Below are 26,370 nucleotides of genomic sequence, written 5' to 3'. Positions count from 1 at the left end.
GAATTCAAGAACGACAGCGAACGGGTGATCACGCTCAAGAGCGATCTTCGATCCGAACCGGATCTCGCTATCGCAGCGTTGGTCCATGGTGTTGTCAGCGATCTCTTGCACGCCCACAAATACGCCTACGCTCACTTTCCCGAGTTCGTCGATCTGGCGGTGATCGCGACCGGGTTGGGTGTGCTGCAAAGCAACCTCGATTTCGTTTCCCAGAGTCCGAGTTTCTGGGACACGACTCAATGGCGAATGATCCCGCGACCGTTTCTTGACTCGCAAGGCGTCGTCTATGCCAACGCGATCGTTGCCTGGACTCGCGACGAAAAAACGCCGCTTTGGTCGGAAGGCCTGGAGCCTGAACTCAAGCGAACGATGCTCAAGTCGCTCAAGTTCCTGAACAAAACAGGCGATTCATTCTTTCAGCCGAAGACCAGCGCGAAGCTATTGGATCAGCCGCAAGGCAAGTGGTTGGAGATGACGGATAGCAAGTCGCTTTCCACGCAAATCATTGCCGTGCGTCACCTGCAAAACGATGATACGGCGATAGCCGAAACGCAAGCCGCGCTGGCGAACAAATTGCGATCGGACAGTGAACCTGTATTGCTCAACGCGATTTCTGCGTCCGAGCAGGTTGTCGACGTTGGCGAGACAGTCGTCGAAGAGCTACGGTTTCTTACTCAACATCGTGACCACGTCGTCCGGGCAAAAGCCATGTGTGCATTAACGCGGCTGGGGCAGTTGGATGATCGCACTTTGCAAACAGCTGGCGAAATGCTCGGTAGCAAAATGAAGCACGTGATCTACGCGGGGTTGTCGGCGCTGTCGTCGCTCGGTTCGGTCTCTGATCACTTGATCCCGGCGATCAATCGCAGTTTCGTGCGCAGCCTGCAAGTTTGCGACTATGAGTTTGTGAACCTGTTTGCAGCGGCGTTCACCAAGTGGTTGGACGATCCGAAAACTCATGTCGAAGAGTTGCTTCGCGAGGACAGCCCGGAGTACATGGAAATCGCTCTTGAAGCCATCGACAATGTCGGCGAACAGCTGGTTGGTTTGGGCTAAACGATCTTTCGGCTGCCAGTTCGACCGGCAAAAGCCAGCGTTTCCCGTTCGGTTCGTCATTCACAGACTTCACGGTTTGTCATGCCGTACGCGCATAGTGTCGTTTTGCAAAATGAATTCTCACGATTTAAGATGACTCCGGGATAGAACTTTAAATTGGGATGACACGTGAAATTACTTCGACTGGCGTTCGTATTTCTGACGCTGTTTTCAACGGCTTGTGCTTCCGCGCAAACTGACGGCTACGAAAGCCTCTTCAATGGCAAGGATCTGACAGGGTGGAGCTACCTGCCAACTACGGAAGCTCAAAAGAAAGGTCGCGCCGGCTGGAAGAAGGCCGATCCGAACGCGCCGGCCTGGCCGATCGTTGAAACGAAAGTCAACTTTGATGGCAAGTTGAAGTCCGACGACGGTCGTTTCGTTGCCCAGGACAGTATTCTGGTCGTAACCGTTCCGCCTGAAAGTCGCAAAGTCCAGATGTTGTACTCGGACGCGGTCGTCAAAGGCGATTTTGAGCTGCGTCTGGAGTTTCGGGCCGCCAACAACGCGGACAGCGGCGTCTTCATCCGCGGTCACCAGCTTCAATGTCGGGACTATCCCAACACCGGACCGTACAAGGATCTCAAGAAGTTTAAGCCCAATGACTGGAACGAATTGATCGTCGTTGTCAGTGGCGAAACAGCCCGTTGCACTTGCAATGGAGAAGTCCTCGAGGAGAAATTCAAAGTTCCCGCCGAAGGCCCGATTGGAGTCGAAGGCGACCGAGGCAAAATGGAGTATCGCAACATTCGCATCAAGCGATCTTCGGAAAATCTGCTCAAGCCGACAAACGAAGTGGACGCATGGACTTTCGAGCAGTTTGAAAAAGGCAAAGGATCCATCAGTGCCGATGGGGAATCGATTGTATTCGACGTAACTCACGCGGGGGGTGCAAACTGGCACGTGCAGACTTACCAGACGGGCCTGGATCTGGAAGACGGTGCGGAATACAAGGTCAGCTTCGAAATCAAGGCTGACAATGATGATGCCATGGTCGGTGTCCAGGCATCAATTAACGAAGACGACTGGCACAGCATCGGATTCTATAAAGAGATTTACCCGGCGAACAAATTTGAAACGTATGAGTTCACTTTTTGGGCATCCGATGTTGTCAGGAACAAGAATCGCATTGGCTTTGTGATTGGCGCGCAAGCGGCGAAAATAACAGTGCGAAACTTTTCATTGGTCCGGGTGAGCCAATAGTCAGATCGATATTGGTCACGCTTTCTAAATCCATTTTCGTGCCGTTTTTGGAACGTCGTGCGAAGAATCCGGAATTTTTTCGCGATTTACTTTTTTGCCATGAAACCCGAATTCTGCAGGGAATTAAGGCCAAAATGACCGTCGGACATTCTGCCAGGGCGTTTTCCACGCCAAACGTATCTTGATTCGCGTTTTTTGCGAATGAGAATTCACATCGATATCCATCCTTCTTATTAAGATCCAGGAGATGCGACGTGAGTTTACACACCTTCCTCAATCCATTTCGGGTTGCAGCAACCGCCATGGCTGTTTTCGCCGCTGCCCCGGCATTAATTTTTGCCCAAGGCGAAACCTTTACAGACTGCGATGCATGGGCCGCTGCTGTCTGCGGTAGCGTTCTCGATGATGACTTCGAATCGTTCGTAGATTTCGACGGCAATCAGATTTCTGCCAACTTTTTTGGCCCGGTTCCCTCCCCTCAGTCCCTCGTTTGGGGAGAGGTTTCCCAGGACGGTAACGACCCTGCTGCCGTTTCCGTTTTTCGTTCGGAAACTTCTCCGTTTTCTGCCGGCACCTTTTTCGATGACGCAGGCGACGGACGGCCCGCCGTCTTCACGCCGAATACGACCGCGTTGGGACCGTTGGAAGGTATCTGTTTCAAATACCTGTCTACAGAAAGTGACGCAACTGTTTCCTTCAACGCATACGATGGTGAGACACTTGTCGCCTCGATTCCATTGCCCAACGCAACCGATGCTGCAGGGGCAGCCGTCCCCTCCACGTTTGGTTGGCAAAACACTGAGGGACTCAACGTAACGCGTTTTGAGTTTGCCATCGAAAGATCGGCGACGGGAACAGTGTCGCCGACGGGCATCGTCGGGGACGGCCAGCTTTCCTTCGGTGATGGCTGTGACCCATCCCCGGTGAGTTGCTTTGATCAATTGGCGCTCGTGGAAGCGAGTCTTGAATCGTACGTTGCTACGCTTACCGATTGCGAAGCATACTATGCACAGGGATCACTTGATTGCGTTAACTGGATGCAGAACGACTGCTTTTGGGAGCAACCGAGCGGAAATCGTCTGTCGCGATACGGTGGATCGATGTTCATCGGAGCGGCCTACGCAGTGTGCTATCTCGAATGGGTTGATACTCCCGAAGCAGATCTTCTGATCGACGAACTGGTCGCAGTTCTTGAGTGCATTGTCGATCACGAAATCGCCTATGCCATCGAAAACGGCGGAAGCCAGTGCTTCATTGATCGTGCAGAAGACTATGCCGAACTGGGCAGCATCATTGATGAAGACTTTGACAACGAAGTCGTCGCGACGCTGGCCTATCGGCTTGCCTGGCTGCACGCCTACTACGCAACTCAGTAGAACGCAATTGCGATATTGAAAGACGAAAGCCGACCTGGGAACAGGTCGGCTTTTTTCGTGTCAGGAATTCCTGGCTTGAAATCGTGGATATCCGATTGGGAGTTGCTCTACGATTTCGAGTAGCGTTCCTGCAGCGACTCGACAGACATCGATTCTTTCTGCATCACGACCAGTGAATCGACAAGGACTTCAACGGCCTGGATCGTTGTGATGCATGGGACGCCATGTTGAACGGCCGCCGCGCGGATAATTCCTTCATCGGTCCGAGCGCCTTTACCGTTGGGCGTATTCAGGATCAAATCCACTTCTTCATCCTTCATCCGGTCCAACAGGTTCGGACTGCCGTCCCGAAGCTTCTTGATCGGCTCTGCTTCGATACCGGATTCCTGCAGACGTTGAGCCGTTCCTGGTGTCGCGATCAGTTTGTAGCCCAACCCGCGAAGCTTTTTGGCGACTTCGACGACACGTTCTTTGTGTACCCCGCGGACGCTAATGAAGACCGTTCCGCCTTCCGGAATCTCGACACCAGAAGCCAGTTGCGATTTCGCAAACGCGACAGGGAACTGACTGCTAACGCCCATCACTTCCCCGGTACTGCGCATCTCCGGTCCCAGCACGATGTCTACGCCCGCGAACTTGCGGAACGGGAACACGCTTTCCTTGACGCTGTAATCGTGCGGCGTCAAGTCCTTGGTGATTCCGAGCGACTTCAGTTTTTCGCCAGCCATGACCTTTGCCGCGATGTTGGCGACCGGAACGCCGGTGGCTTTGGCGACGAACGGCACGGTACGGCTTCCGCGTGGATTGACTTCCAGAACATAGACCGTGTTCTGGCCAGATTCCTTGTCTTTCTTGACCGCAAATTGCACGTTCATCAGCCCGACGACGTTCAGTCGCCTGGCCATTGCGATCGTGGCACGGCGAATTTCTGCAATCGTTTCCTCGGGCAGCGAATACGGTGGAATCGAGCACGCGGAATCGCCGGAGTGGACGCCGGCCTCTTCGATATGTTCCATGACCCCTGCGATAATCACGTCGTCGCCGTCAGCGATACAGTCGACGTCAACTTCGATGGCCTCTTCGAGGAAGCTGTCGATCAGAACGGGCTGTCCGCCAGAAACGATGAACGCCTCCAGCACGAATCGCTCGAACTGGGCTTTGTCGTAACAGATCTCCATCGCGCGACCGCCAAGCACAAAGCTGGGACGGACCAGAACCGGATAGCCGACTTCGGCGACGACTTTTCGAGCATTCGGCATGTCGTTGGCCATGCCGTTGGCGGGCTGTTTAAGATCCAGCTCATGCAGCAGTTTCTGGAACTTTTCGCGATCCTCTGCGGCTTCGATCGTATCGACGCTGGTTCCGATGATCGGCACGCCGGCATCCGAAAGCGCCCTCGCAAGGTTCAGCGGCGTCTGGCCACCGAACTGAACGATCACGCCATCAGGTTGTACATCGTCGCAAATGTTCAGAACGTCTTCGACCGTCAGCGGTTCGAAAAACAGCAAATCGCTGGTGTCGTAGTCCGTACTGACAGTTTCCGGATTCGAGTTGACCATGATCGACTCGATGCCCATCTCGCGAAGCGCAAAACTTGCGTGGCAGCAGCAATAGTCGAACTCAATTCCCTGACCGATGCGGTTGGGACCGCCGCCGAGCACGATGACGCGTTTCTTGTCGCCCTTGGGAGGCGTTTCGTTTTCCTGTTCGTAAGTCGAATAGAAGTACGGCGTGTAGGCTTCGAACTCGGCCGCACACGTATCAACCGATTTGTAGGTTGGGATAACGCCAAGCTCTTTACGGCGATTCCGAACAGCGATTTCGCTGGTGCCCCAAATATGCGACATCTGGCGATCGCAAAAACCGGCTTGCTTTGCCCGACGCATCAACGGCTGTTCAATTTCGCTCAGTGACGAAGCGCGAAGTTCGTTCTCGATGTCCACGATGCCGACAAGATGATGCAGGAACCACGGGTCGATGTTCGTCAGTTCGAAAACTTCTTCCGCCGTCATGCCGTGTTTGAGAGCGTAGCGAATGTAGAAAACACGTTCCGCGTTGGGAACCATCAGCTTCGACTTGATTTCGTCCAGATCCGGAAAGTCTTCCGTGTCGAAGACATCTTTCTTGTCACAGCCGAATCCAAAGTGCCCCGTTTCGAGACCGCGGAGCGCTTTCTGGAACGACTCTTTAAACGTCCGTCCGATCGCCATCGTTTCGCCGACGCTCTTCATCTGAGTCGTCAGCGTATGATCGGCTTCGGGGAACTTCTCGAAAGTGAAACGCGGGATTTTGGTGACGACATAATCGATCGTCGGCTCGAAACAGGCTTTCGTTTTCTGCGTGATATCGTTTGGCAACTCCCAGAGGCTGTACCCAACGGCAAGCTTGGCAGCAATCTTGGCGATCGGGAAACCGGTGGCCTTTGACGCGAGTGCACTTGAGCGACTGACACGTGGGTTCATTTCGATCACGATCATCCGCCCGGTTTTTGGATCGACAGCGAACTGAACGTTGGAACCGCCCGTTTCGACGCCGATCTCACGCATGATGTCGACCGACGCATCACGCATCCGCTGGTACTCTTTATCCGACAGCGTCTGTGCTGGCGCGACGGTAATCGAGTCACCCGTGTGGATCCCCATCGGGTCCAGGTTCTCGATCGCGCAAATGATCACGACGTTGTCATCGAAATCACGCATCACTTCCATCTCGTACTCTTTCCAGCCGATGATGGATTCTTCGATCAGCACTTCATTGGTCGGTGAAAGATCGATGCCACGGCGGACAAGAACTTCGAACTCGTCACGGTTGTAGGCGATCGCGTTGCCGCTGCCTCCCATCGTGAAGCTTGGACGGATCAGGGTGGGAAGGCCGACTTCTTCGAGGACGCGTTTGGCGTGTTCGACATCCTTGACGGTTTCGCCGCGGCAGATGTCGAGTCCACAGGCTCGCATTGCTTTCTGGAACCGGTCGCGGTTTTCTGCTTTGTCGATCACATCGGCCTTGGCACCGATCATTTCGACGTTGTACTTTTCGAGCACGCCGTTTTCGTGCAGTCGAAGAGCCAGGTTCAGTGAAGTCTGTCCACCGAGGGTCGGAAGCAGCGCACACGGACGCTCTTTCTCGATGATCTTTTCGATGATCTCCCATTGCAGCGGTTCGATGTAAGTCCGATCGGCGACTTCCGGATCGGTCATGATCGTGGCCGGATTGGAATTCACCAGGACAACTTCATAGCCTTCTTCCCGAAGCGCTTTGCAGGCCTGGGTTCCCGAATAGTCAAATTCACAGGCTTGGCCAATGATGATTGGCCCGGATCCGATTAGCAGGATCTTTTTGATATCGTCGCGACGTGGCACTCGAGCAGTCCCGTGGGGCTTTGAGCAGCGATAATTCGCTCTCTCGTTGGGAAAATAAAATTTCCCAAGGGTACCAGTAGACAGCGCCTTTCTTCAATGGGCGGAGCCAGATTTTGAGCCGAGAACTTCGGGTGGATCGAGTTTGCCGGGATTGGCAAGGGTCGCGGATGTGGACAACGGCGGAAAGCCGGTGCCACCCTGAGCAATCGGCTACATGCGGATCATGAACGATTCAAACAGTTTCTTGGTCAGAGTATCGTCTTCTTTGCCCTGAGGCACGATCACGTTCAGCTGGAACTGACGATTGTCCTTGATGAAAATCCGTGACTTGCCAGACAGCATATGCGTCTTTCCATCCGGAGTCTGGATCGGGAAAGTGAAACTGAACTCGCGGCCCGGGACTTTTCCGGACTTGATTTTCGTCATCACGTCCAGCTGTCCGAACACGTTCACAACGGCTCCTTTAACAGCACCATCGAGCGCGTCGTTGAGCTGTTTGCCGGTCGGGGATTCGTGGAGTTCCATCCACGAATAGTCGACGGAGATTTCCTTGTTGATCAGCGTGTTATACAGATGGTTGACGACGGCGGGTCGGCCCGCGACCGGTGAGAACGTGATCTCCTTGTAAGACGGATCGCCAGGGAATCGGAGTTCAACCATTGAGGCATCATCGACGATCGTGAACCAGCCATCGCTCTGCTGTTCGATGGACGCCGATGACTCTTTCGTTATCGAAGTCGGAGCCGTCGATTTGGGCTGGGCCGTTTCCGAGGCCTGGCTCTCAGTGGTGTCGTTCTTTTTGGTTTCTTCGCCCGGACGTTTAAAAACGTCGTCTTGCGGAGCCGCGAGAGCAGCCGAAGAAACCAGAGTAATGATCGCGATCGCGAACAGGGCTGATAAAGAGATTTGAGATTTGGCCATGTCGGGATTACCGTGAGAGAAAAAGTCGGTCGTTATTGTATCGCCTGAAGGGTCCGCGAGTCTGAACCTTTCGGGAATGGTCAGGTTTGCTACGATTTTACGGCAAGCTGCCGAATCTGCGCACAGGAATTTTTCGCCCGCACTTCAGGCTACGATTCAGGCTACGATTTTCGCGTAACGCTCAAGACATCCGAGAGGTCACTTTGTCCCAAACCGACCAGCCCAACCCAGATTCCGCAGCCAGTCCCAGCCGCAGTGGCGCATTTGATGCCGCTGTCGACCGACGTGTCGAGCGGTTCACCGAAAGTATCAGTTTTGATCACCGACTTTATCGGCAGGATATCGCTGGCAGTATCGCGCACGCACAAATGCTCGCTGATCAGGACATTTTGACGGCGGAAGAGTGCCAGCAGATTATCGCTGGCTTGACCGAGATTAAGTCGCAGCTGGACGAAGGCAGTTTTCCCCTGCGTCCGGAACTCGAAGACATTCACATGAATATCGAGCAGGCTTTGATCGACAAGCTTGGCGACGTCGGACGCAAATTGCACACAGGCCGCAGCCGCAACGATCAGGTTTCGACCGACATGAGATTGTGGGTTCGCGACGCGATTGATCGAATCGATGCGGCGCTGAAAGATTTACAGTCGGCTTTCCTCTGCCGCTGCGAGCTCGACGCCGAAGTCATTCTGCCGGCTTACACGCATTTGCAACGAGCCCAACCTGTTGTCGCACCGCACTATTGGCTGGCTTACATCGAAAAATTTCAGCGAGATCGCGACCGTTTGGCCGATTGCCGCAAACGAGTCAACTTGTGCAGCCTGGGAACCGCTGCGTTGGCCGGCACGACGCTGAACATTGATCGCGACAACAGCGCCCGTCGGCTCGGGTTTGAGGGCGTGGTCGAAAACAGCATCGATTCGTCCAGCGATCGGGACTATTTGCTGGAAACCTGTTTCTGTCTTTCGACGATCGGTATCCACTTGAGCGGTTGGGCCGAAGAGTGGATTTTGTGGTCGACCGTCGAGTTCGATTTTATCTCGTTGCCGCACGAATTCTGTACCGGTTCGTCGATCATGCCCCAGAAAATCAATCCGGATGTGCTGGAGTTGACTCGAGGCAAATCGGCTCGGGTGATTGGCTCGCTGCAGACGCTGCTGGTGCTGACGAAGGGCTTGCCGCTGGCATACAACCGCGATTTGCAGGAAGACAAACGGCCTTTCTTCGAAGCCATCGATACGATCGAGGGCTGTCTGGAAGTCGCGGCTCCGCTGGTTGCTGGAGCGAGGCTAAAACGCGAGTCGATCGAGAGCCGCCTGGAACGAGGATTCCTCGACGCGACGACGCTGATGGAGTTCCTGATCAAGCGTGGTACGCCGCAGCGGAAGGCTCATCATCTGATCGGCGGTCTGGTAAAGCTCGCAACCGAAAAAACCGTCACACTTTCCCAATTGGCCGTCGAGGATTTTCAATCTTTTGACGCCAGCTTGGACGAGTCGGTTTACTCTGTACTGGGAGTCGCCAATGCGGTCGCCGCGTTCCAGAGCTACGGCTCGACGGCTCCAACGAGGGTAGAGGCGCAGGTTCAAAGGTGGAAAACACGTTTGAAACCTGTCTAAAACACGTTCGAAATGGTCCAGCCAGTCTCTGGATCGGAAAATCGTTTGGTCTGAGGTACAGGCCGAGCGACCTGTCATTTTTGTTGATTCACAGACGACAACGGCAACGCAGCAAGTACAATCGGGTCCACCGCTCCAGCCCCTCATGTATGGCGGTCGATCTGGACGATCTCCTCTGGTCATGATTATGCAATTATTCAGTCGTTCCCTCCGATTCAAAATTTTGATCGCTGCTGCGCTGTTGATTGCGTCTCCAACCACCTCCATCTTCGCTCAGGATGATGCCACCGTCATCAGAGACGAAGCCACTCGTGACCGTCAGGGCATCATTCGTCTGGGTACGGACGAGCGCGTTGTTCGGATCGAGAATACGGAAGAGTTGCTGGTTCGTTCCGTTGCCCAATCCAATCCGACGACCGCCATCGAGTTGGCAAAAGCTATCGGGCTGATGATTGACATTGAGCGTTTCGACGTCGCTAGTGAGTATCTTGATTCGCTGGCCTCTCTTGAGCTTGATGGCGAAGCGAGTTACGAGCTCAATCGATCCGTCGGGCCTGATCTGTTTTACGAAATCGCTCGGGCGAAAGATCTACAGCCTCTGGGGCGAGAAACGGCCGTCAAGGTTTTCAAGGCGGCGTCCAGTTGGGCGAACTCGGATGAACGTGTGGCTGTGTTGATTGACCAGCTGGCTAGCGACGACGAGTATGCTCGCGGGGAAGCGTTCGCGAAGCTGAATCGCGTTGGCAAAAAGGGCGTGGCTCGAGTCATCGAAACGTTTGCCGATCAGAATCGCGAAGACGACTTTCCGGCGATGCGTGGCGCTCTGTATGCCTTCGGTGAATCCGCTGTCGGCCCGCTTTTGGGAGCCGCTGAATCGAACGAGCCTGCTGTGCGGATCGAAGCCATTCGTGGGCTGGCAAAACTGGAGTCAAACCAGGCGGTGGATATGCTGTTGCGGCAGTCGCTATCTCTACAAACTCAATCGCCCTTTCGCGAGCTCGCGTCGTTTCATTTGTCCAAAAGCGGTCGTGCTCCGGCTCGGTCGGATGCCGAATCACGACTCAGGAGTCGCGTCGAAGGATTCCTGGAAGGCCGCCGCGAATCTGCCGAAAGCCTGGTCGGCACGGTCGACGTCTGGAGTTGGAACGACGATTCCGGAAAGCTCGAAGTCGTCGAAGTGGAGTCAAGCGTTGCGGCTCGTCTGCGTGCTGCTGAACTGGCCCGAACGCTTTTCGAAATTGATCCGACAAACACGCGAAACCGGGAATTGCATTTGTTGTCCCAGTTGGAGTTTCGCAAGCGGCGGGTCGGTGCATCGCAGCAAATCAACGTCGACGAATTGCTGGAGCAAGCTGAAAACATCGACGCGGTAGAGATTGAGCGGTTGTTGGTCGAAGCCATCGATCTGGATTTGATCCCCGCGGCCACGGCGGCTTGCGAAGTCCTGAAACAAATTGGATCGGATTCACAGGTTGTGGGTGCCGAGCGTCGTCCGTTGGTCAACGCGATTCTCGTCGGCGATCGCCATCTTCAGTTCGCGGCATTTGATGCTATCGCAGAGATCAATCCAAAAACGGCTTACGCGGGCTGTAGCTATGTCGCGGAATTGGGTGCCTTTTTGGCGTCCAGTCGCTTCAATCGAAAATGTGCTGTTGGCCATATCCGCAACGAAGTGGCTCAGGCCTGGGCGACGTCGACAGGACCTCGCGGCTGGAGCAGCATGGCGGCGACTTCCAGCCAGGAATTCTTTGAGAAGGTAACTTCCGATCCCGACGTCGCGATGCTGATTGTCAGCGACACGCTTCGCCGTCCCGAACATCGCGAACTGGTTCAACAGCTTCGCAGCCACTGGAAGACTCGACGTATGCCAATCGGATTGTTGGCTCGCGACGCAAATCATTTGATTAGATCAGTCCGCTATACCGAAGGCATCGACCGATTGTTGACTTTCCCAATCAGTCTCGATTCGGGCGCGATTGCGTCGCAGTTGGATCAGCTCGAAGATCAACAGTCTCCCTGGAACGTCAGCAGCGATGATCGCTACCGACATGCTGCTCGTGCCGTGCAGTGGTTAGAGGGCGCGACGACTGACCCTGAGTTGGATTTTTATCATTTCGGTGCCCATCAGAAACAGCTGTTGGACTTGCTCTATCATCCCGAGTTCACCAGTTCGGCCGCAAAGATCCTCGCCACTCAGCCAACCGCCGTCGCCCAACGAGCGATGCTTGGTTTTGTCTCGCAAGGCGATCTACCGATCGAAGCTCGCGAGTTGGTTGCCGATGCTTTTGAGTCCGCCGTCAAGCGTGGTGGCACAATGCTGACGACTCGCGAGATTCAACTGCAGTACGAACGTTACAACGCCAGCGAATCTCAGCCAGCCGAAACGCAAAAGGTTCTCGGCCGCGTGCTCGATGTCATCGAAGCACGCCGCAAGCGTTCGCGACGATAAACTTTTCCGAGGGCCAGTTACGGATTCGTGTGCGCCGGCGATGCTTGCTCTGCGGAAAGAATGCGTTCCAGATAAGGCAGTGAAACGATCCTCCATCGTCCGTTTGGCGTCGCTGTTCCAAGACCAGAATCTTTCAGGTCGCGAAGATAAGCTTTGATGATGTACCGCTTGCCATCGCCGGGTCGCAAGTGAACTTGAACCGGAAGTTGCTTGCGTTCGGATGAAACAGTCTTCGATTCCGGGAGCATTCGGTAAATTAATTGCTCTGCCGGGATGTTGACTTGACTGATTTCGCCCATGTGAACTTCTGGTCCTGCGAGATACTGAATGCCGCACGGGTAAAATACAAACGCTGTGGCAATCAAACCCGCGACCGCGCCGACGCCCAACAACATTCGCAGTGGTTTTAGAATCCCGGCGGCTATCGCAAAGATCCCGCCAAACACGGTCAGGAAAGTGAACGTCATTCTTGCCAACAAAACGGCTTTCCAGTTCGCTTCATTCATTTCGAACGACGTAAAAGCGCCCGAAAAACAGGCCGCCGAAATCAAGGCGGCCCCCAAAGCGGTGCCAGCGGTGATCCATCGGCCGTCTCGAAACGTTGGTTGAGGTTGTCGGCCGGTCGGCATTGGAGCTGTTTCAATCAGTTCGGTCAGAGTGCTCCTGATATTGTATCGTCGTTTGGCAGACGCCTGTGGCATGCCTCGATGGCTCGTTTGCACCGACTGCGCTCGCGAGGCTACAATGCCCCTATGAGCAACGACACAATCATCAAAGACGCTGAATTCAATGACGCAGTGACAACCTACTGGTTGCTCAACGGAATCCTGCTTTGCATCGTGACCGTGATTGGTCTTGTTGCCTTGCCATTCTGGATCATCATTGGAAAATTCTTCACACGAAAGTACCTGGCCTCTCACCGCTGCACGTTGACCGACAAATCGCTGAAGGTCTCCAAAGGCATCTTCACGAAGATCGAAAAAACCGTTCCGCTTGATCGCATCACCGATCTTGGAATTGTCCAGGGACCGATCATGCGATACTTCGACATCGAAGCCCTCTCAGTCGAGACCGCTGGAAACTCGTCAGGCTCGTCGCTGGTCCAGCTAACCGGGATCAAGGATGGGCGAGCGTTCCGAGATCTGGTTCTGGCTCAACGGGACACCGTGACTTTGGCGAACAGCGGCCCATCTGATTCGGTTACAGTCGCCTCCGCGGTGACTTCGAACGACCAAACGGTACAATTGTTGACTGAGATCCGCGACACAATGCGGAACATCGAAAACAAACTTGACAACCAATCCTGATACCTGGAACCATCATGGCATCGCCTCCATTCAACTTGATGAAGTGGATCGAAGATCACAAGGACGAATTCAAAGTCCCGGTGATGAACAAGCAGTTCTACAAAGAAGCGAACGATGTGATCGTCTTCGTTTCGATGGGGCCCAACACGCGAAACGATTACCACGTTAACGTCACCGAGGAATTGTTTTACCAACTCAAAGGCGACATCGCCGTCCGGATCAGGCCGCTCGACGGAAGTCCGCCGCACGATGTCGTGATCCGCGAAGGTGAAATGTGGCTCTTGCCGGCGCATGTTCCGCATCGACCACAGCGACCTGATGATACGCTTGGTTTGATCGTTGAGTTTCCTCGTCCCGAAGGCAGCGTCGACAAACTGCAGTGGTACTGCAACAACGACGAGCATCTGGTGCACGAAGCAGAGTTTCGACTCAAGCACATCGACGAAGATTTGCACAAAGTCATGGACAACTTCTGGAACGGCCCGGAGAAAGTTCGCACCTGTCCGGTTTGCAAAACGGTTGTCGAGAGAGCCGGCGAGTTTCGAATCGAAGACGCTCAGCCTGCGTAGAAGTAGGTCAGTCTTTCCCCAGACTGATATGCATGAAAAACGAGTCTGAGACAGACTCGCCTGCTTTGACCAGACTCGCCTGCGACAAACTGCCATGACCATCGACACTTCCACCGAACACGCCCTCGCACTCGACGCTGCCGATCCGCTGGCCTCATTCCGTGACCGATTCTGGATTCCGGAATCCGACGGAAAGCAGCAGCTATACCTCGTCGGCAACTCGCTGGGGCTGCAGCCGAAAAACGTGGCCTCGATCGTCACCGAAGAGCTGGAAAAATGGCAACGGTTGGGCGTGCGAGGCCATTTCGAATCCGATCGCCCGTGGCTGCCCTTTCATGAGTTCCTCACGCCGATGATGGCGAGGATCGTCGGCGCTCAGGACACCGAAGTCGTCGTCATGAATACGCTGACGGTGAACTTGCATCTGATGATGACGACTTTTTATCGGCCGACGAAAACTCGACACAAAATCCTGATCGAGTCCCATGCGTTTCCCTCGGACTACCAGGCCGTCGAGTCGCAAATCAAGCTGCATGGCTTTGAGCCCAGGGATTCGATCGTTACCGCCAAGCACGGTGCGGAAACGGAGTTGCTTTCGGAGGACGCAATTTGTGACCTGATCGAACAGAATCGCGATTCGTTGGCGCTGGTGTTGCTGCCCGGAGTCCAATACTACACCGGGCAGTTGTTGGACATGAAACGCATCACGGCAGTCGCGCATCGCTACAACGTTTCCGTCGGTTTCGATCTGGCTCATGCCGTTGGCAACGTGCCGCTGGCGTTGCACGGTTGGGATGTCGATTTCGCGGTTTGGTGCAACTACAAATATTTGAACAGTGGTCCGGGCGCCGTCGGTGGTTGCTTCGTTCATGAGCGTCATGCGACGGACAAGTCCATGCCGCGGATGGCTGGCTGGTGGGGCCACGACAAGTCCACCCGGTTTCAGATGGAGAACCGATTTGATCCGATTCCAACGGCCGAAGGATGGCAGTTGAGTAACCCGCCGATTCTGTCGCTGGCTGCGATCCTGGCATCGTTGCAGGTGTTCGACGATGCGGGAGGGATAAGTCCGCTTCGTGAAAAATCGATCAGGTTAACGGGCTACTTCGAGGCGCTGCTGAACGAAGAGCTTGGTGACCGAGTCAACATTATCACGCCTCGGACGCCGCATCAGCGTGGCTGTCAGCTGTCGATCGAAATCGCGACCGGCGATGTTCCAGGCAAACGGATTCACCAACAGCTTGAGGCCGCGGGAACCGATACTGACTGGCGGGAGCCGAACGTGATTCGCGCCGCTCCGGTGCCGTTGTATAACTCGTTCGAAGACGTGCATCGATTCGTGGCGACGTTGAAGGGGATTGTTTCATAGTGTTACAGTGTCTTCCAGCGTGAAGCAAACGCGGTGGACGTTAACGTTTCGCGTATGATGGCTGGCCAGAACGACAAACTTGATCAAACCACAGGCAACTCGATGAGAATCAACGGCCATTCGCATTTGCTGCCTTACCCGGAACAGATTCCGGACTTCATGCGAGACAACGAGATCTTCTGGATCGACAAGGATCGCCGCTACATGCTGCAGAAAGGCTGGAAGCGACCGGTGACGGACTCCAGTTTCTTTCTGGAAGAAAAGCTCGAATGGATGGACCGCAACAAGATCGATCATGCGGTCATCCTGAACCTCTCGCAGCTGTACGGGAACGGGCTGCGGATCACCGACATGAAAAAGGTGCTCCGATTTCAGAACGATTTCAACGCTGACGTGCAGCGCGATCATGGAGACCGATTCACGTGTGGCTTTGTGGTGCATGCGGGATTCGTCCAGGGAGCCATTTGGGAAATCGAACGCTGCGTCAACGAGCTTGGTCTGAAAGTGCTCTGTCTGCCAACGCATTACATGGACACAATCGGTGTGTGGCGAACGATCTTTGAGAAAGAAACCGAGCCACTGCTGGAGTGTGCCAATGACCTCGGGCTGGCTGTAGAAGTTCACCCATACGATGGCGAAAAGTTCATCAAGCTGGAAAATGTTAGCTGGCGATTTCACCTGGTGTGGATGCTGGCTCAGTGCGCCGATGCGTACCACTTTTATACGCTCAATGGCTACCACGAAAAATTCCCCAACATCCGAACCTGCTTTGCTCACGGAGGCCAACTGGCTCACATCAGTCTTGGCCGCCGCATTCAGGGGTTCGACGGGCGGCCGGATTTGTTCGAAGGCAAGGTTCATCCCCGATCCGCCGTTGGACATCCGAACATCTTTTTCGATACGCTCGTCCACGACGTTGATTCGCTTGATCTGATGGTCAAACGCGGAGGCACCAACAGTATTTTCGTCGGGCTGGACGATCCCTATCCGCTGGGCGAAATGGAGAGCGAATCTCAATCGTCGTATCCTGGCAAACTTCTGGATCTTTGTGTGCAGCGGGGAGTTATCAATCAATCACAGCATGATGCGATGTGGTGCGACAACGTTCTGAGTTGGCTGGGCGAAGAAACCGGCAAAGCCCTTAAAGAGCGACTGCAGAAAGTACAAAGTCAGGATTAGAGGAAATTTCAAACAAGTGTCCTTTCGTTTGGGTACGATCCCTGAACAGGACCACTTTTTCCAATCCTTTTTCTTCGGTGCCATGTCAATCAATTTCAACTGCTCATGTGGAAAGGCGCTCGCTGCGCCACCTGAACTTGCCGGCAAAGAAGTCCGCTGTCCCGGATGCAACAACACGATGTTGGTTCCGACCGTCGGAGCCGTTCCCACTGCTGCAGCGGGAGCTTATTCGCCTCCCGGCGGAACGCCCCAGCCACCGCATAAAGGCGGAGCGCGTCGCTGTCACGAGCTGGACTATCAGATCGTTGGCGACGATATGCAGATGGTGATCGTCGAACTTGATCCTGGCGAAACGGTTATCGCCGAAGCCGGTGCCATGAACTTTATGGAAGAAGGCATCAACTTCGAAACCAAGATGGGCGATGGCTCCGAGCCGGACAAGGGATTCTTCGGCAAGATGCTCGACGTTGGAAAGCGTGCGATCACGGGCGAGTCGTTGTTTATGACTCACTTCACTCACACGGGCGCCGGTAAAAGCCACGTTGCCTTTGCGGCGCCCTATCCGGGCAAGATCATTCCGATCGATATGGCGACGATTGCAGGGAATGATTTGCTTTGCCAAAAAGACGCCTTTCTCTGTGCGGCACTTGGCACGAAAGTCACCATCGCTTTCAACAAGAAGTTTGGCGCTGGCCTGTTCGGCGGCGAAGGTTTCATTTTGCAAAAGCTCGTCGGTGACGGGTTGGCTTGCATCCATGCCGGTGGGACCGTGATTGAGAAAGAGCTTAAAGGCGAAACGCTTCGCGTCGATACGGGCTGCCTGGTGGCGTTTGAGCCGCACATCGAATACAGCATCGAGCGAGCAGGTAACCTGAAGAGCATGGTGTTCGGCGGCGAAGGTATGTTCTTGGCAACGCTTCGCGGTCATGGTCGCGTTTGGCTGCAGAGCTTGCCGTTCAGTCGTCTGGCTCAGCGTCTGGTTGGAGCGGTCGGTCGCGGCAAAGGCGAAGGTTCGGTTCTGGGCGGACTTGGTAACCTGCTAGACGGCGACGGGTTTTAGGCATGGTAGCACGGTGGTCTGCACCGTGTTTTTCTCTCCGCCGTGAACTCCATTGCGTTTGTCCATGCTCACGGTGGAGACCTTCCGTATTGCGATGAAAACGGTTCGCCATGGCAAAACCAAAAACGCGCTGTGACTGGTGCCTTTCTGGCAACGATCTCTATGTCGAATACCACGATACGGAATGGGGCGTACCGGTTCACGATGATCAAACCCAGTTCGAGTTCCTCATTCTCGAAGGTGCTCAGGCTGGGCTCAGTTGGTCGACGGTGCTCAATAAACGCGAAGGCTACCGCAAAGCGTTCGCGAATTTCGATCCAGCCAAAGTTGCTCGTTTCACGGACAAAAGAATCGCCAAACTGCTCGAGAATCCGGGCATCATCCGCAATCGCTTGAAGGTCAATTCGGCGGTCACCAATGCGAGGCAATTCCTGAAAATTCAGGACCAGTTCGGTAGCTTTGACGATTACATTTGGCGCTTTGTCGACGGTTCGCCAAGGCAGAACAAGTGGAAGACGATGAAAGAGGTGCCCGCCACCAGCGAGGAATCGGACGCGCTCAGCAAGGACTTGAAAAAGCGTGGCTTCAAGTTCGTTGGCAGCACGATCATGTACGCTCACATGCAAGCCACCGGTCTGGTGAACGATCATGTCGTCGGGTGCTACCGCTATAAACAATGTGCGAAACTGAAGTAGGCTCGCCGGCCGCCAGGCCTCGTTGAGAGCTCTCTGGATCTTGCGTGGTTGCCTATTCAGTCAACGTGGCGGCAACTTTTAGTCCTCGTCAGCGTCCTCGTCGATCACCAGACCAAGCGACGACAGGCCTTTGCCATGTGCACCCGAGAAGTCAGTCGGGTAGGGCGTTTCCCAACCCTTCACTTCATGCCAAACGAAACGGTTCAGATTGTCTTCGTCCGTTTCCGTTTTCATTCCGGTTCGCTGAATCGGAACGGTTGCCAGAATCGATCGCCACTTTTTCTCCGTGTTCGACTGCTCTGACTTTGGCTTGGGCGTTTCGTTCAAAGGATAGTTGGCCGCGATCGCCTTGTAGGGTTTCGCGTTGACTTTCGTCGCCGCAAAGCAGTCTTCCATCAACGGCATTGCCGCATCTTTCTGATTCAACGGCGGCAGTCCAAACAGGTGCAACGCAGTTCGCAGTACCGAAGTTTGATTGTAGAAACTGTGGTTGATTCCTGGTTGACTGTACGCACTGATCACCAGGCACAGGCTTCGGTGGCCGTCGATATGATCGTATCCGTTCTGCGGATCGTCTTCGTTGACGACGATCAGGGTATCGTCCCAAAACTTTGAATTCGAAATTGCTTCAACCAGTTGTCCAAGCGCCAAATCGTTGTCCGCCATATGAGCGTTACTCGTGACGCCTCCACCGAGATGATCCTGAGGAAGATAGATGAGCGTCAGGTTCGGCAACGTTCCTTTGGCTTCGAATTCGCGGAACTCTTTCAGAAAGCGGTTCATCCGCACGACATCGGGGATCAGCATGTTCCATCCCGGATAGTCCGGACTTGAGTAGCCTCGCAACCGTTCGACGCCAATGTTCTGGGCGAACTTTGTGTCTTTGCCGGCTTCAAACTCCGCGAACACTTCCTGATACTTCATGCCTTCGGGCGGTGTGGAGTAGTTCATTTCGCCAAAATTTCGAAACGAAAGGCCTGCATCGAGGAATCGATCCCAGATGAATCCGGAAGCGGAATACGTGATTGGGTCGTTGCCGAAAGTATAACTGCGTGCGAACCCACCAAACGCTCTCTCAAGATAAGGCGTGACGTTTCCTTCGGTGGCCCATGAGTGGCCATCGGCCGACAGGACTCCGTTGCAGTAATAGTTGTCCAACAGCCCGAATCGTTTCGCGAGCGCGTGATGGTTTGGCGTCACTTTTTCAGGAAAGATGCACAGCCCGGGTTCCGATCGGGCTTCCGGGATATCGCCGAAGACCTGGTCGAAAGTCCGATTCTCTTTGATGACATAGACCACGTGCTTGAAAACGCTCGGTTGACCAAGTTTTTTTGGCACGGGAACCGGGGCGACATCGGAGCTCTCGGCGATCGATTGGGTACGCAGAATCTGTGGAAAGTGAGCGTTCTCCGCAACGGTTTTGGACCATGTTTCCAGTGTTGCTTTATCCCGGATGTCCGAAATAGCAATCTTTTGCACCGAACCACGATGGTCGTGCGAGTTGCGACCTTTCTCTGGCGGACGCCGCTCTGATCGCGATCCAATCCCTTTGATGTTGGCAACGTACAGGTTCGATTCATCGCAAACGACGCTGACCGGATACCAGCCCGTTGGGATCAGCCCCGACGCCGGTTGCGTGTCGAGCGTTTTGCGATCCAGCACGGAGATGGCATTGTTCCCTGCCAGCGCGACAAAGACGGTCTGCCCATCTTCGGTTGACGCCAATCCGTTGGGCATTGAACCAAACGGAAGACGCGAATCGGGCTTCACATTGATGGCTTTCACGGGACCTTCGTCCGTGATCTGGCTGACGGAATCTTCGTTGGTATTGCAAACCAGAACCGATTTTTCCAGCGGAAGCAGGATCGAAGGATGTCGCCCGGTATCGACGGATTTCGTGACCTCCAGCGTTTCCAGTGAAACGATCGAGACTGTTCCAGTGCTCGCGACCCCACGCTTGTCGACGACGACGTCGGAGCCCGCAGAAGGAGCCGTTTTGTCGCCATCGATTGGGAGTCGGCCGCCAAGATTGGAAACGTAAAGCAGTTGATCGGTTCCGATTTCGACATCGAAAGGCGCGATGCCAACCGGGATCTCTTTCGTGACTTCATTGGCCTCAAGATCGATCACAGCCAGCGAATTCTTCTTCGACAGGCAAACATAGGCCATCTTCCCGTCCGCCGCAGACGTCACGCCGCAGGGAAAGCAATCGGACGGAAGTTGGATCGATCGATCGAGTTCAAATTTTGGCGCATCAGCGTCGTTCGCCGAATTCTTGAAGACATGAACCTCGCGTTTGGCATTCGTAAACAGAACTTCGCCTCGAGACGTCACATCGATTCCGTGTAGCGATGCGTTTCCCGGGCTGGCAACGGTTTGCTTGAGCTCCATCGACGCGGCATCAAACACGCGAAGTGCTTTCCAGTCTTTCACCAGCAACCATTTTCGGTCCGACGTCAACGCGAGATCGTTGGGCCGGCCGTAAAACTCAACCGACTTGCCAGCTGGCTTGATGAGATTGCCCGTCGGCAGTATCGATTTCGACACCACTCGCGACTCATCAATCTCATTGATCGCTCGCAACGGAGTTTCGGGCGTATTTTCCTGAGCCTGAGCCAGGCGGTTCGGTGCAATGGCCGTGACGCAAAATACAGCGACGACCACGGAAAGAAAAGCAAGTCGATTGTTCATGATGTTTCGATCTGAAGAGTGTCTTGTTTGTCAGATCGTAACCTGTGAATGTTTTGAGAACGTTAAGCTTTGGATTGTGCTCTTGGTTTGTATCGAACAACCACCGTCACCCGCTGTTGGTTTTACTGCTTCTCAAAGCAGTACAGATTCTGGTGTCCGCGAATAAAGATCTGGTTGTCGACGATTGCTGGCGTGGCATCGACCTCTTCCCCCAGATCATTCGAGGCAACGATGTCAAGTTTGTCACCATGTTTGAGAACCAACGTCATACCGTTTCGTCCTGTCACGTAAATGTGATCGTTGGCTGCAACCATGGATGAATACAGGCTGCGAATCCCGCTCAAGCGAGTGGCTTTGATCACCGTGTCGCCGGTCTTGGCATCGATCGCAGTCAGGATCGCATCGCTGCCTTTGGTTGAGTAAACGGTGCCTTTGTAGAGCACGCCTGTCGGAACGTAAGGCCCGATATCACGGCGACTCCAAACGACCTGCTCCGAATCCGTGATGTCGCCTTCGCTCGACAATGGAATCCCCATCGCAGCGTTCTGGCGAAAACCCGTCATGCAAACGGCCATATCATCGATCACCATCGGCGTCGGAATCGGATTGCCGGTTTGTCCGCCGCATTCCCAGATCACATCGCCGTTGGCCAGGTTGTAGCTGCGGACTCGCTTGGCACCGTTGGTGATCACCTGGACTTTGCCGTCGTGCTCAACGATTACCGGCGTTGACCACGAAGTCTGTTCGTCGCGGTCTTTCTTCCAAATCGTTTTCCCGGTCTTCGCATTCATGGCTTCGATGAAAGATTGGCCTTCATGGTCCCAGTTGACGACCAGAGTATCGCCATGAACTGCCGGGGAAGCACCTTCTCCGAATGAGTTTCGCGTTTTCATTTTGCCAAGCTGACGATCCCAGACAACTTTGCCGTCCATGTCCAGGCAGAACACGCCAAACGAACTGAACGACGCCCAGATGTGGCTGCCGTCGGTGACGGGTGAGCCAGAAGCAAACGAATTTGTGCCGTGATGCGATTCATGCGGCACTTCACTATTGACCTTGGTTTTCCAGAGTTCACTTCCGTCATCTCGACTCACGCAGACAACGAAAAAATCATGGTAGTTGGATGGCGGTGGGCTTTGTCGTCTTCCACGGCGACCGCCTCGGCCTCCACGTCCGCCACGGCCTTGATCCGGGCGAGTCTCTTCCTGGGCGGGTGCCGCTTCAGCACCCTCCTTCACGCGATCGGTCTTCACCGAAGTCAGCATGATGATTTTGTCGTTCCAGACAACCGGGCTCGAAAGTCCGCTGCCCGGGATTTCCGTTTTCCATTTCGCGTCTGCGGGCTTCCACGAAATCGGTGGCGTTGCGTTCGCCGAAACGCCATTTCCAGTCGGTCCGCGGAACTGATGCCAGTTGTTTTCCGCTTCCTGGGCAGAGACTGTGATGCCGACGATCAGAAGCAAAGCGATTGAGAGGATTTGTTTCATGAAGTCACCGATAGTCCGTGCAAATTGGGGGGGCGAAATGTGTTCAAAATCAAATGTCGGAAATGGCACCCGTGGAGTCGCCAAACCGTTCCAGTGATTCAACCCCCATTTGCTGGGCAAGGGTCACGTAAAGATTGGAAAGCGGCTTACTTTTGTGATCAACGAACCGTCCCGGAGTCAACCGGCCTCCGCCGCTACCGGCAAGAACGATCGGCAAATCGGAATGGGTATGCCGGTTTCCGTCGGCGTTGCCGCTTCCGAAAAGCACCATCGAGTTGTGCAGAATTGAATTGCCGTCCACGTCTTTTGTGTTTTCCAGCTTCTGCAGAAACTTCGCAAACTGTTGGACGTACCACAAATCAATTTGCTTCACTTTTTCAACGCGGTCCTCTTTGTTCTGGTGATGGCTCAAATCGTGATGGCCTTCAGAAATCCCAATGAAATCGTAAGAGCGGTTATCACCGTCGTGACCGAGCATCAAAGAGCAGACTCGTGTCGAATCCGTCTGGAACGCCAACACCATCAAGTCGTACATCAGGTTCACGTATTCCGTGTGAGACGGCGGAATGCCAACCGGTGTCTCGATGCCAGGATCTTTGGGGTCGCCAAACGATTCGGCTTTCTGGATTCGACGTTCCAGCTCCCGAACGCCCGAAAGGTACTCGTCAAGTTTCTGCTTGTCGGATCGCTGCAGTCGCCGAGTCATCGATCGCGTGTCTTCCATCACGAAATCCAGAATGCTTCGTTGCTCTTCACGCCGCTGCTGCAGATTTTTGACTCGTTGCCCAGGATTCCCGGCTCCAAAAAGCCGCTCGAATACCAGCCGCGGATTGTTCTCCGTCGCCATCGGTGTCGATTCGGACTTCCACGAAATGTTGTACTGATACGCACATGAATACCCTGAGTCACAACCACTTGCCTGACGAACCGGATCGGAGGCAAGTTCCAGTGAAGGGAATCGAGTCTGCCCGCTGACTCCGTTGGCGATGATCTGGTCGATCGAAACGCCGGCGCGAATATCAGTCGCACTTTTGTTGAGACGGACGCCGGTCAGGAAAGTTCCGTTGCCGCGAGCGTGGTCGCCACCACCGTCCTGCTTGCCTTCGGCGACTTCCATGTCCAGCCCTTTAAGCAACTGAAACGAATCGCGCATCGAATCAAGCGGCTTGAGCGTTTCCGAGATCGCGTAGTTCTTGCCTGTTTCGTCTGGCCACCACGAATTTGGGATCGCGCCGTTGGGAAAGGACAGAAACGCCGTCCGCAATGGAGCACCGGTTGCTGTCGTTGCGATCGGAGCAGCGCCAACGCCTCCGACGGCTCCGATCAACGGACGAGCCATCATCGATTGCATCGCTGGCAATGCTACACAGGCTCCCAGCCCACGAAGAAAATTTCGTCTGGAGTTATTCATTGGTTTCACTTGAAACAAATTGTAATTTCTGTTTGGATTCGGTTGCCGAAAGCGAGTCGTCGTCTGCGGTATCAATTCGCGACGTCCGTTGGAAGGCCGGCGAGTGAATGATTTCAGTCAGCAAAGTGATCGCTTTGCCATCGTTATCATTGAGCTTTTGCACCAGTTGATCGATCAGCGGCGTATCGTGGTATTCAATGTTTCGCCCGAGGGCGTAAGTCATCATTTTTTCTGTCACGCATCGATAGATATCGTCACGCTTGTCGTTGACCAGCACTTTTTTCAATTCGCGAATGTTGGTGAACGCCTCTCCAGTTGCCAGCTCGCCTTCGGTTTGAATCGGCTGACCGAATTCGGATTCTCGGAACTGCCCCATTGGATTGAAGTTTTCCAACGCCAGCCCCAGCGGGTCCATGCGATTGTGACATGAGCTACAGGCCGGATTCTCGCGGTGAATGGCTAACGTTTTCCGCAAGCTCAGCTTCACGTTCGGGTCGTCACCTTCAGCGTCCTCAAGCGACGGAATATCTGGCGGCGGAGCAGCGACAGGCGTCGCCAGGATGTTTTCCAGCACAAACAGCCCCCGCTTCACAGGCGACGTCCGATCCGGATTGGAGGTCACTGCCAGGAAAGTTCCCTGTGTCAGAATCCCGCCGCGAATACTGTCTTCGGGGAGTTGTACGTACTTCAACTGACGGCCTTCGATCGGTTCAAGTCCTTCGATTTTGTAGAACTTTGCCAGGTCTTCGTTGAGGAACGCATAGTCCGCGTCGATCAGTTCCAGCAAACTGCGATCGTTTTTGAGAATGTAGTCGAAGTGCATTTCCGTTTCGCGTTTCATCGCACGGCGAATCGAATCGTCGAAGCGAACCCGGTTTCTGTTGCCACGACGCGATCGCCGGCGGAAATCACGTCCCGCGTCTTTGAACTCCTTTTCTTCTTCCTCAGTTCGATCATCGCCTTTGCGGGCCAATTCAAAGAAACGATTTCGTTGGCGATCGGCTTCGGGATCAGGTTTCTGTTCGCGACGAGCGATTGCACGCGAGTTGATTGGGATGGATTCAATCGCTCGAGCCTGCAGCCATTGGCCGACAAAATTCTGAACCAAATTCTTCGATCGGTCGTCGGCCAACATCCGTTCGATTTGCGAGTCGAGTTTCTCGCGTAGCTTGCCTTGTTCCGCGAGGCGCATCAACTCGTCATCCGGCATGGACGACCAGAGGAAAAAAGACAGTCGAGAAGCCAACGCGAACTCATCGATCAACGGAAAATCGGAATCGTCGTCTTCCTTCGTAAACTCTTCGCGAAAAATGAATCGCGGCGAAGCCAGCACGGCCGTCATCGCTTTCGCAATTCCCGACTCAAACGAATCGCCATTGGCAGGTGACTGCATCGCCAGCGAAACCAGCCGCTCTACCGTTCGATCATCGGCAGGGCGACGGAAAGCTTTTGTTGCAAAGGGGCGAAGCAATTCGGCCGCATACGTTTTCTGCCCCGCCTGATCGGCAGGCACGTCTTTGGGGAAAAAGCTTTCGTAGCCTTTCGGTTTGACGTAATGCTCTTCCGCCAACGGGCCGCGCAACGTCACGTCGCGGATGTCGAGCCGCAGTTTCCGAACCTGATCTTCTTCCGACGTCGGTTTGATCGTCAGCACCATTTCGTGCTCGCCGGCGTCAAGCGTTCGGTCAAAGGCGAGCGAATGTCGCTTGCCACCCTGTCGCACGTATTCTTTGTGATGCAGTACCTCGCCATCAAACGTGAACGTGAACTCGCAACTGTTGAGATCAAAAACGTTGTCGACGTAGCTCTCCATGCCACGCATGTTCAGCACGATCTGATAGTCGCCGGGAATGTCAACTTCGATCTTCGTGCGAGCCGTCGCGTCGTTGTAGTACAGCAAACTTAAAATATCGCCGGGCGCGGTCGTCGCAAGTTCGGCTTTCTCGTCGAAACGAAAATTCGATCCCGCGTAGACTTGTTCGCGAACGATCTTTGAAGTCGTCGGCACGGTGCTGGCGATGATCTCCCTCGCTGCGTTGAAATACTTCTCCAGCAGCAGCGGCGATACCGAGAGGACTTCGCCAATGTTGTCGAACCCATGCCCCGTGTCGTCAGCCGGAAAGTTCATCGCCGTGTTGTAGTCGTAGCCCAACAAGTCACGAATTGTGTTGCGGTATTCGACGCGATTAAGCCGGCGAACGGTGACTTTGCCCGGTAATGGCTTGTCCGGATCGAGCCCCAAAGCTTCTGTGATGATCCACGATTCGAGTTCCTGTTTCTCGTCGGCTTCCAGCGGATCGTAATCCTGCGGCGGTGGCATCAAGCCCGTTCGTACCTGCTTGAGCACGCGATGCCAAAGCTCGCGAGATTCTTCCGGCTTCATCTCACCAAGTTCGTCGAACGAAACACCGCCTTCTTCACCGCCACCCGCGTGGCAATCGAAACAGCGACTCTCCATGATCGATTCAACGGTTTCGCTCAACTCGATCTGCGCATTTGCAGGCAGAGGCGTGCAACAGATCGCAGTCAGCGAAACGCACAGTAGATAGAACCAGATTGTCTTCGATTCGTTTCGCATGG

General features: G+C 54.4%; 18 protein-coding genes. 11 read left to right on the top strand and 7 right to left on the bottom strand.

All coding sequences use genetic code 11. The features are described 5' to 3' along the window. Positions 1–24 precede the first annotated feature (24 nt). The 3 genes from MFFC18_RS23435 (at position 25) to MFFC18_RS23425 (ending at position 3,674) form a co-directional block, all read left to right on the top strand. A complete protein-coding gene (locus MFFC18_RS23435; RefSeq protein WP_084416844.1) occupies positions 25–1,056 on the top strand; it encodes a hypothetical protein in 1,032 nt (343 codons plus the stop codon). 168 nt (positions 1,057–1,224) lie between these two features. Further along, entirely contained in the window at positions 1,225–2,298 is a 1,074-nt protein-coding gene (locus MFFC18_RS23430) for a family 16 glycoside hydrolase (protein ID WP_075082723.1), read from the top strand. Positions 2,299–2,552: 254 nt separating this feature from the next. After that, the gene (locus tag MFFC18_RS23425; RefSeq protein ID WP_148619084.1) at positions 2,553–3,674 is read left to right on the top strand and encodes a hypothetical protein; all 1,122 of its coding nucleotides are present in this window, start codon (positions 2,553–2,555) and stop codon (positions 3,672–3,674) included. A gap of 107 nt (positions 3,675–3,781) precedes the next feature. Here MFFC18_RS23425 and carB read toward each other — a convergent pair whose 3' ends face one another. Both carB and MFFC18_RS23415 read right to left on the bottom strand, forming a co-directional pair. Then, entirely contained in the window at positions 3,782–7,033 is a 3,252-nt protein-coding gene (carB, locus tag MFFC18_RS23420; RefSeq protein WP_075082725.1) for a carbamoyl-phosphate synthase large subunit, read from the bottom strand. A gap of 210 nt (positions 7,034–7,243) precedes the next feature. After that, the gene (locus MFFC18_RS23415) at positions 7,244–7,954 is read right to left on the bottom strand and encodes a hypothetical protein (RefSeq protein ID WP_075082726.1); all 711 of its coding nucleotides are present in this window, start codon (positions 7,952–7,954) and stop codon (positions 7,244–7,246) included. A gap of 203 nt (positions 7,955–8,157) precedes the next feature. On the opposite strand from MFFC18_RS23415, the gene argH reads away from it, so the two are divergent. Both argH and MFFC18_RS23405 read left to right on the top strand, forming a co-directional pair. Continuing rightward, positions 8,158–9,573 carry an argininosuccinate lyase gene (gene argH / locus MFFC18_RS23410; protein ID WP_075082727.1) on the top strand — a complete coding sequence of 472 codons (1,416 nt, stop codon included), beginning with the start codon at positions 8,158–8,160 and terminating at the stop codon, positions 9,571–9,573. Between the two features lie 181 nt (positions 9,574–9,754). Then, positions 9,755–12,022: a HEAT repeat domain-containing protein gene (locus MFFC18_RS23405; RefSeq protein ID WP_148619083.1), complete on the top strand. Its 2,268-nt coding sequence runs from the start codon at positions 9,755–9,757 to the stop codon at positions 12,020–12,022. A 17-nt stretch (positions 12,023–12,039) separates the two neighbouring features. On the opposite strand, the gene MFFC18_RS23400 is transcribed toward MFFC18_RS23405, so the two are convergent. Next, positions 12,040–12,528 (bottom strand): hypothetical protein, encoded by a 489-nt coding sequence (locus tag MFFC18_RS23400; RefSeq protein ID WP_148619082.1) that lies wholly within the window; start codon positions 12,526–12,528, stop codon positions 12,040–12,042. A gap of 246 nt (positions 12,529–12,774) precedes the next feature. Here MFFC18_RS23400 and MFFC18_RS23395 point away from each other — a divergent pair, with 246 nt between their 5' ends. From MFFC18_RS23395 to MFFC18_RS23370, 6 genes are all read left to right on the top strand, one after another. After that, the gene (locus MFFC18_RS23395; protein WP_075082730.1) at positions 12,775–13,329 is read left to right on the top strand and encodes a PH domain-containing protein; all 555 of its coding nucleotides are present in this window, start codon (positions 12,775–12,777) and stop codon (positions 13,327–13,329) included. 14 nt (positions 13,330–13,343) lie between these two features. Further along, positions 13,344–13,898, top strand: coding sequence for a 3-hydroxyanthranilate 3,4-dioxygenase (nbaC, locus tag MFFC18_RS23390; protein ID WP_075082731.1), 555 nt, complete (start codon positions 13,344–13,346; stop codon positions 13,896–13,898). 94 nt (positions 13,899–13,992) lie between these two features. After that, positions 13,993–15,267: a kynureninase gene (gene kynU, locus MFFC18_RS23385; RefSeq protein WP_075082732.1), complete on the top strand. Its 1,275-nt coding sequence runs from the start codon at positions 13,993–13,995 to the stop codon at positions 15,265–15,267. A 102-nt stretch (positions 15,268–15,369) separates the two neighbouring features. After that, the gene (locus MFFC18_RS23380; RefSeq protein ID WP_084416856.1) at positions 15,370–16,446 is read left to right on the top strand and encodes an amidohydrolase family protein; all 1,077 of its coding nucleotides are present in this window, start codon (positions 15,370–15,372) and stop codon (positions 16,444–16,446) included. 82 nt (positions 16,447–16,528) lie between these two features. Further along, on the top strand, positions 16,529–17,506 hold the full coding sequence (locus MFFC18_RS23375) for a TIGR00266 family protein (protein ID WP_075082733.1): 978 nt from the start codon (positions 16,529–16,531) through the stop codon (positions 17,504–17,506). 110 nt (positions 17,507–17,616) lie between these two features. Continuing rightward, positions 17,617–18,201 (top strand): DNA-3-methyladenine glycosylase I, encoded by a 585-nt coding sequence (locus tag MFFC18_RS23370; RefSeq protein ID WP_075082734.1) that lies wholly within the window; start codon positions 17,617–17,619, stop codon positions 18,199–18,201. A 78-nt stretch (positions 18,202–18,279) separates the two neighbouring features. Here MFFC18_RS23370 and MFFC18_RS23365 read toward each other — a convergent pair whose 3' ends face one another. The 4 genes from MFFC18_RS23365 to MFFC18_RS23350 form a co-directional block, all read right to left on the bottom strand. Then, the gene (locus MFFC18_RS23365) at positions 18,280–20,892 is read right to left on the bottom strand and encodes a bifunctional YncE family protein/alkaline phosphatase family protein (RefSeq protein ID WP_075082735.1); all 2,613 of its coding nucleotides are present in this window, start codon (positions 20,890–20,892) and stop codon (positions 18,280–18,282) included. Positions 20,893–21,014: 122 nt separating this feature from the next. Next, complete coding sequence (locus MFFC18_RS23360; RefSeq protein WP_075082736.1) at positions 21,015–22,379, bottom strand: outer membrane protein assembly factor BamB family protein; 1,365 nt, start codon at positions 22,377–22,379, stop codon at positions 21,015–21,017. Positions 22,380–22,428: 49 nt separating this feature from the next. Beyond that, the gene (locus MFFC18_RS23355) at positions 22,429–23,790 is read right to left on the bottom strand and encodes a DUF1552 domain-containing protein (RefSeq protein WP_075082737.1); all 1,362 of its coding nucleotides are present in this window, start codon (positions 23,788–23,790) and stop codon (positions 22,429–22,431) included. After that, entirely contained in the window at positions 23,783–26,368 is a 2,586-nt protein-coding gene (locus tag MFFC18_RS23350) for a DUF1592 domain-containing protein (protein WP_075082738.1), read from the bottom strand. Before MFFC18_RS23350 ends, MFFC18_RS23355 begins: the two co-directional genes overlap by 8 nt. Positions 26,369–26,370 lie beyond the last annotated feature (2 nt).

The organism is Mariniblastus fucicola (assembly GCF_008087665.1).
GTDB lineage: Bacteria > Planctomycetota > Planctomycetia > Pirellulales > Pirellulaceae > Mariniblastus > Mariniblastus fucicola.
Note: the sequence above shows the minus strand (reverse complement) of the source record. Positions and strands in the feature narration are given on the sequence as shown.

Bases quoted from the DNA above. Each gene is read 5' to 3' on its own strand.
- MFFC18_RS23415 (WP_075082726.1), bottom strand. From the start codon at position 7,954: ATGGCCAAATCTCAAATCTCTTTATCAGCCCTGTTCGCGATCGCGATC.
- MFFC18_RS23405 (WP_148619083.1), top strand. From the start codon at position 9,755: ATGATTATGCAATTATTCAGTCGTTCCCTCCGATTCAAAATTTTGATC.
- MFFC18_RS23400 (WP_148619082.1), bottom strand. From the start codon at position 12,528: ATGAATGAAGCGAACTGGAAAGCCGTTTTGTTGGCAAGAATGACGTTC.
- MFFC18_RS23395 (WP_075082730.1), top strand. From the start codon at position 12,775: ATGAGCAACGACACAATCATCAAAGACGCTGAATTCAATGACGCAGTG.
- nbaC (WP_075082731.1), top strand. From the start codon at position 13,344: ATGGCATCGCCTCCATTCAACTTGATGAAGTGGATCGAAGATCACAAG.
- kynU (WP_075082732.1), top strand. From the start codon at position 13,993: ATGACCATCGACACTTCCACCGAACACGCCCTCGCACTCGACGCTGCC.
- MFFC18_RS23380 (WP_084416856.1), top strand. From the start codon at position 15,370: ATGAGAATCAACGGCCATTCGCATTTGCTGCCTTACCCGGAACAGATT.
- MFFC18_RS23375 (WP_075082733.1), top strand. From the start codon at position 16,529: ATGTCAATCAATTTCAACTGCTCATGTGGAAAGGCGCTCGCTGCGCCA.
- MFFC18_RS23370 (WP_075082734.1), top strand. From the start codon at position 17,617: ATGGCAAAACCAAAAACGCGCTGTGACTGGTGCCTTTCTGGCAACGAT.
- MFFC18_RS23365 (WP_075082735.1), bottom strand. From the start codon at position 20,892: ATGAACAATCGACTTGCTTTTCTTTCCGTGGTCGTCGCTGTATTTTGC.
- MFFC18_RS23360 (WP_075082736.1), bottom strand. From the start codon at position 22,379: ATGAAACAAATCCTCTCAATCGCTTTGCTTCTGATCGTCGGCATCACA.
- MFFC18_RS23355 (WP_075082737.1), bottom strand. From the start codon at position 23,790: ATGAATAACTCCAGACGAAATTTTCTTCGTGGGCTGGGAGCCTGTGTA.
- MFFC18_RS23350 (WP_075082738.1), bottom strand. From the start codon at position 26,368: ATGCGAAACGAATCGAAGACAATCTGGTTCTATCTACTGTGCGTTTCG.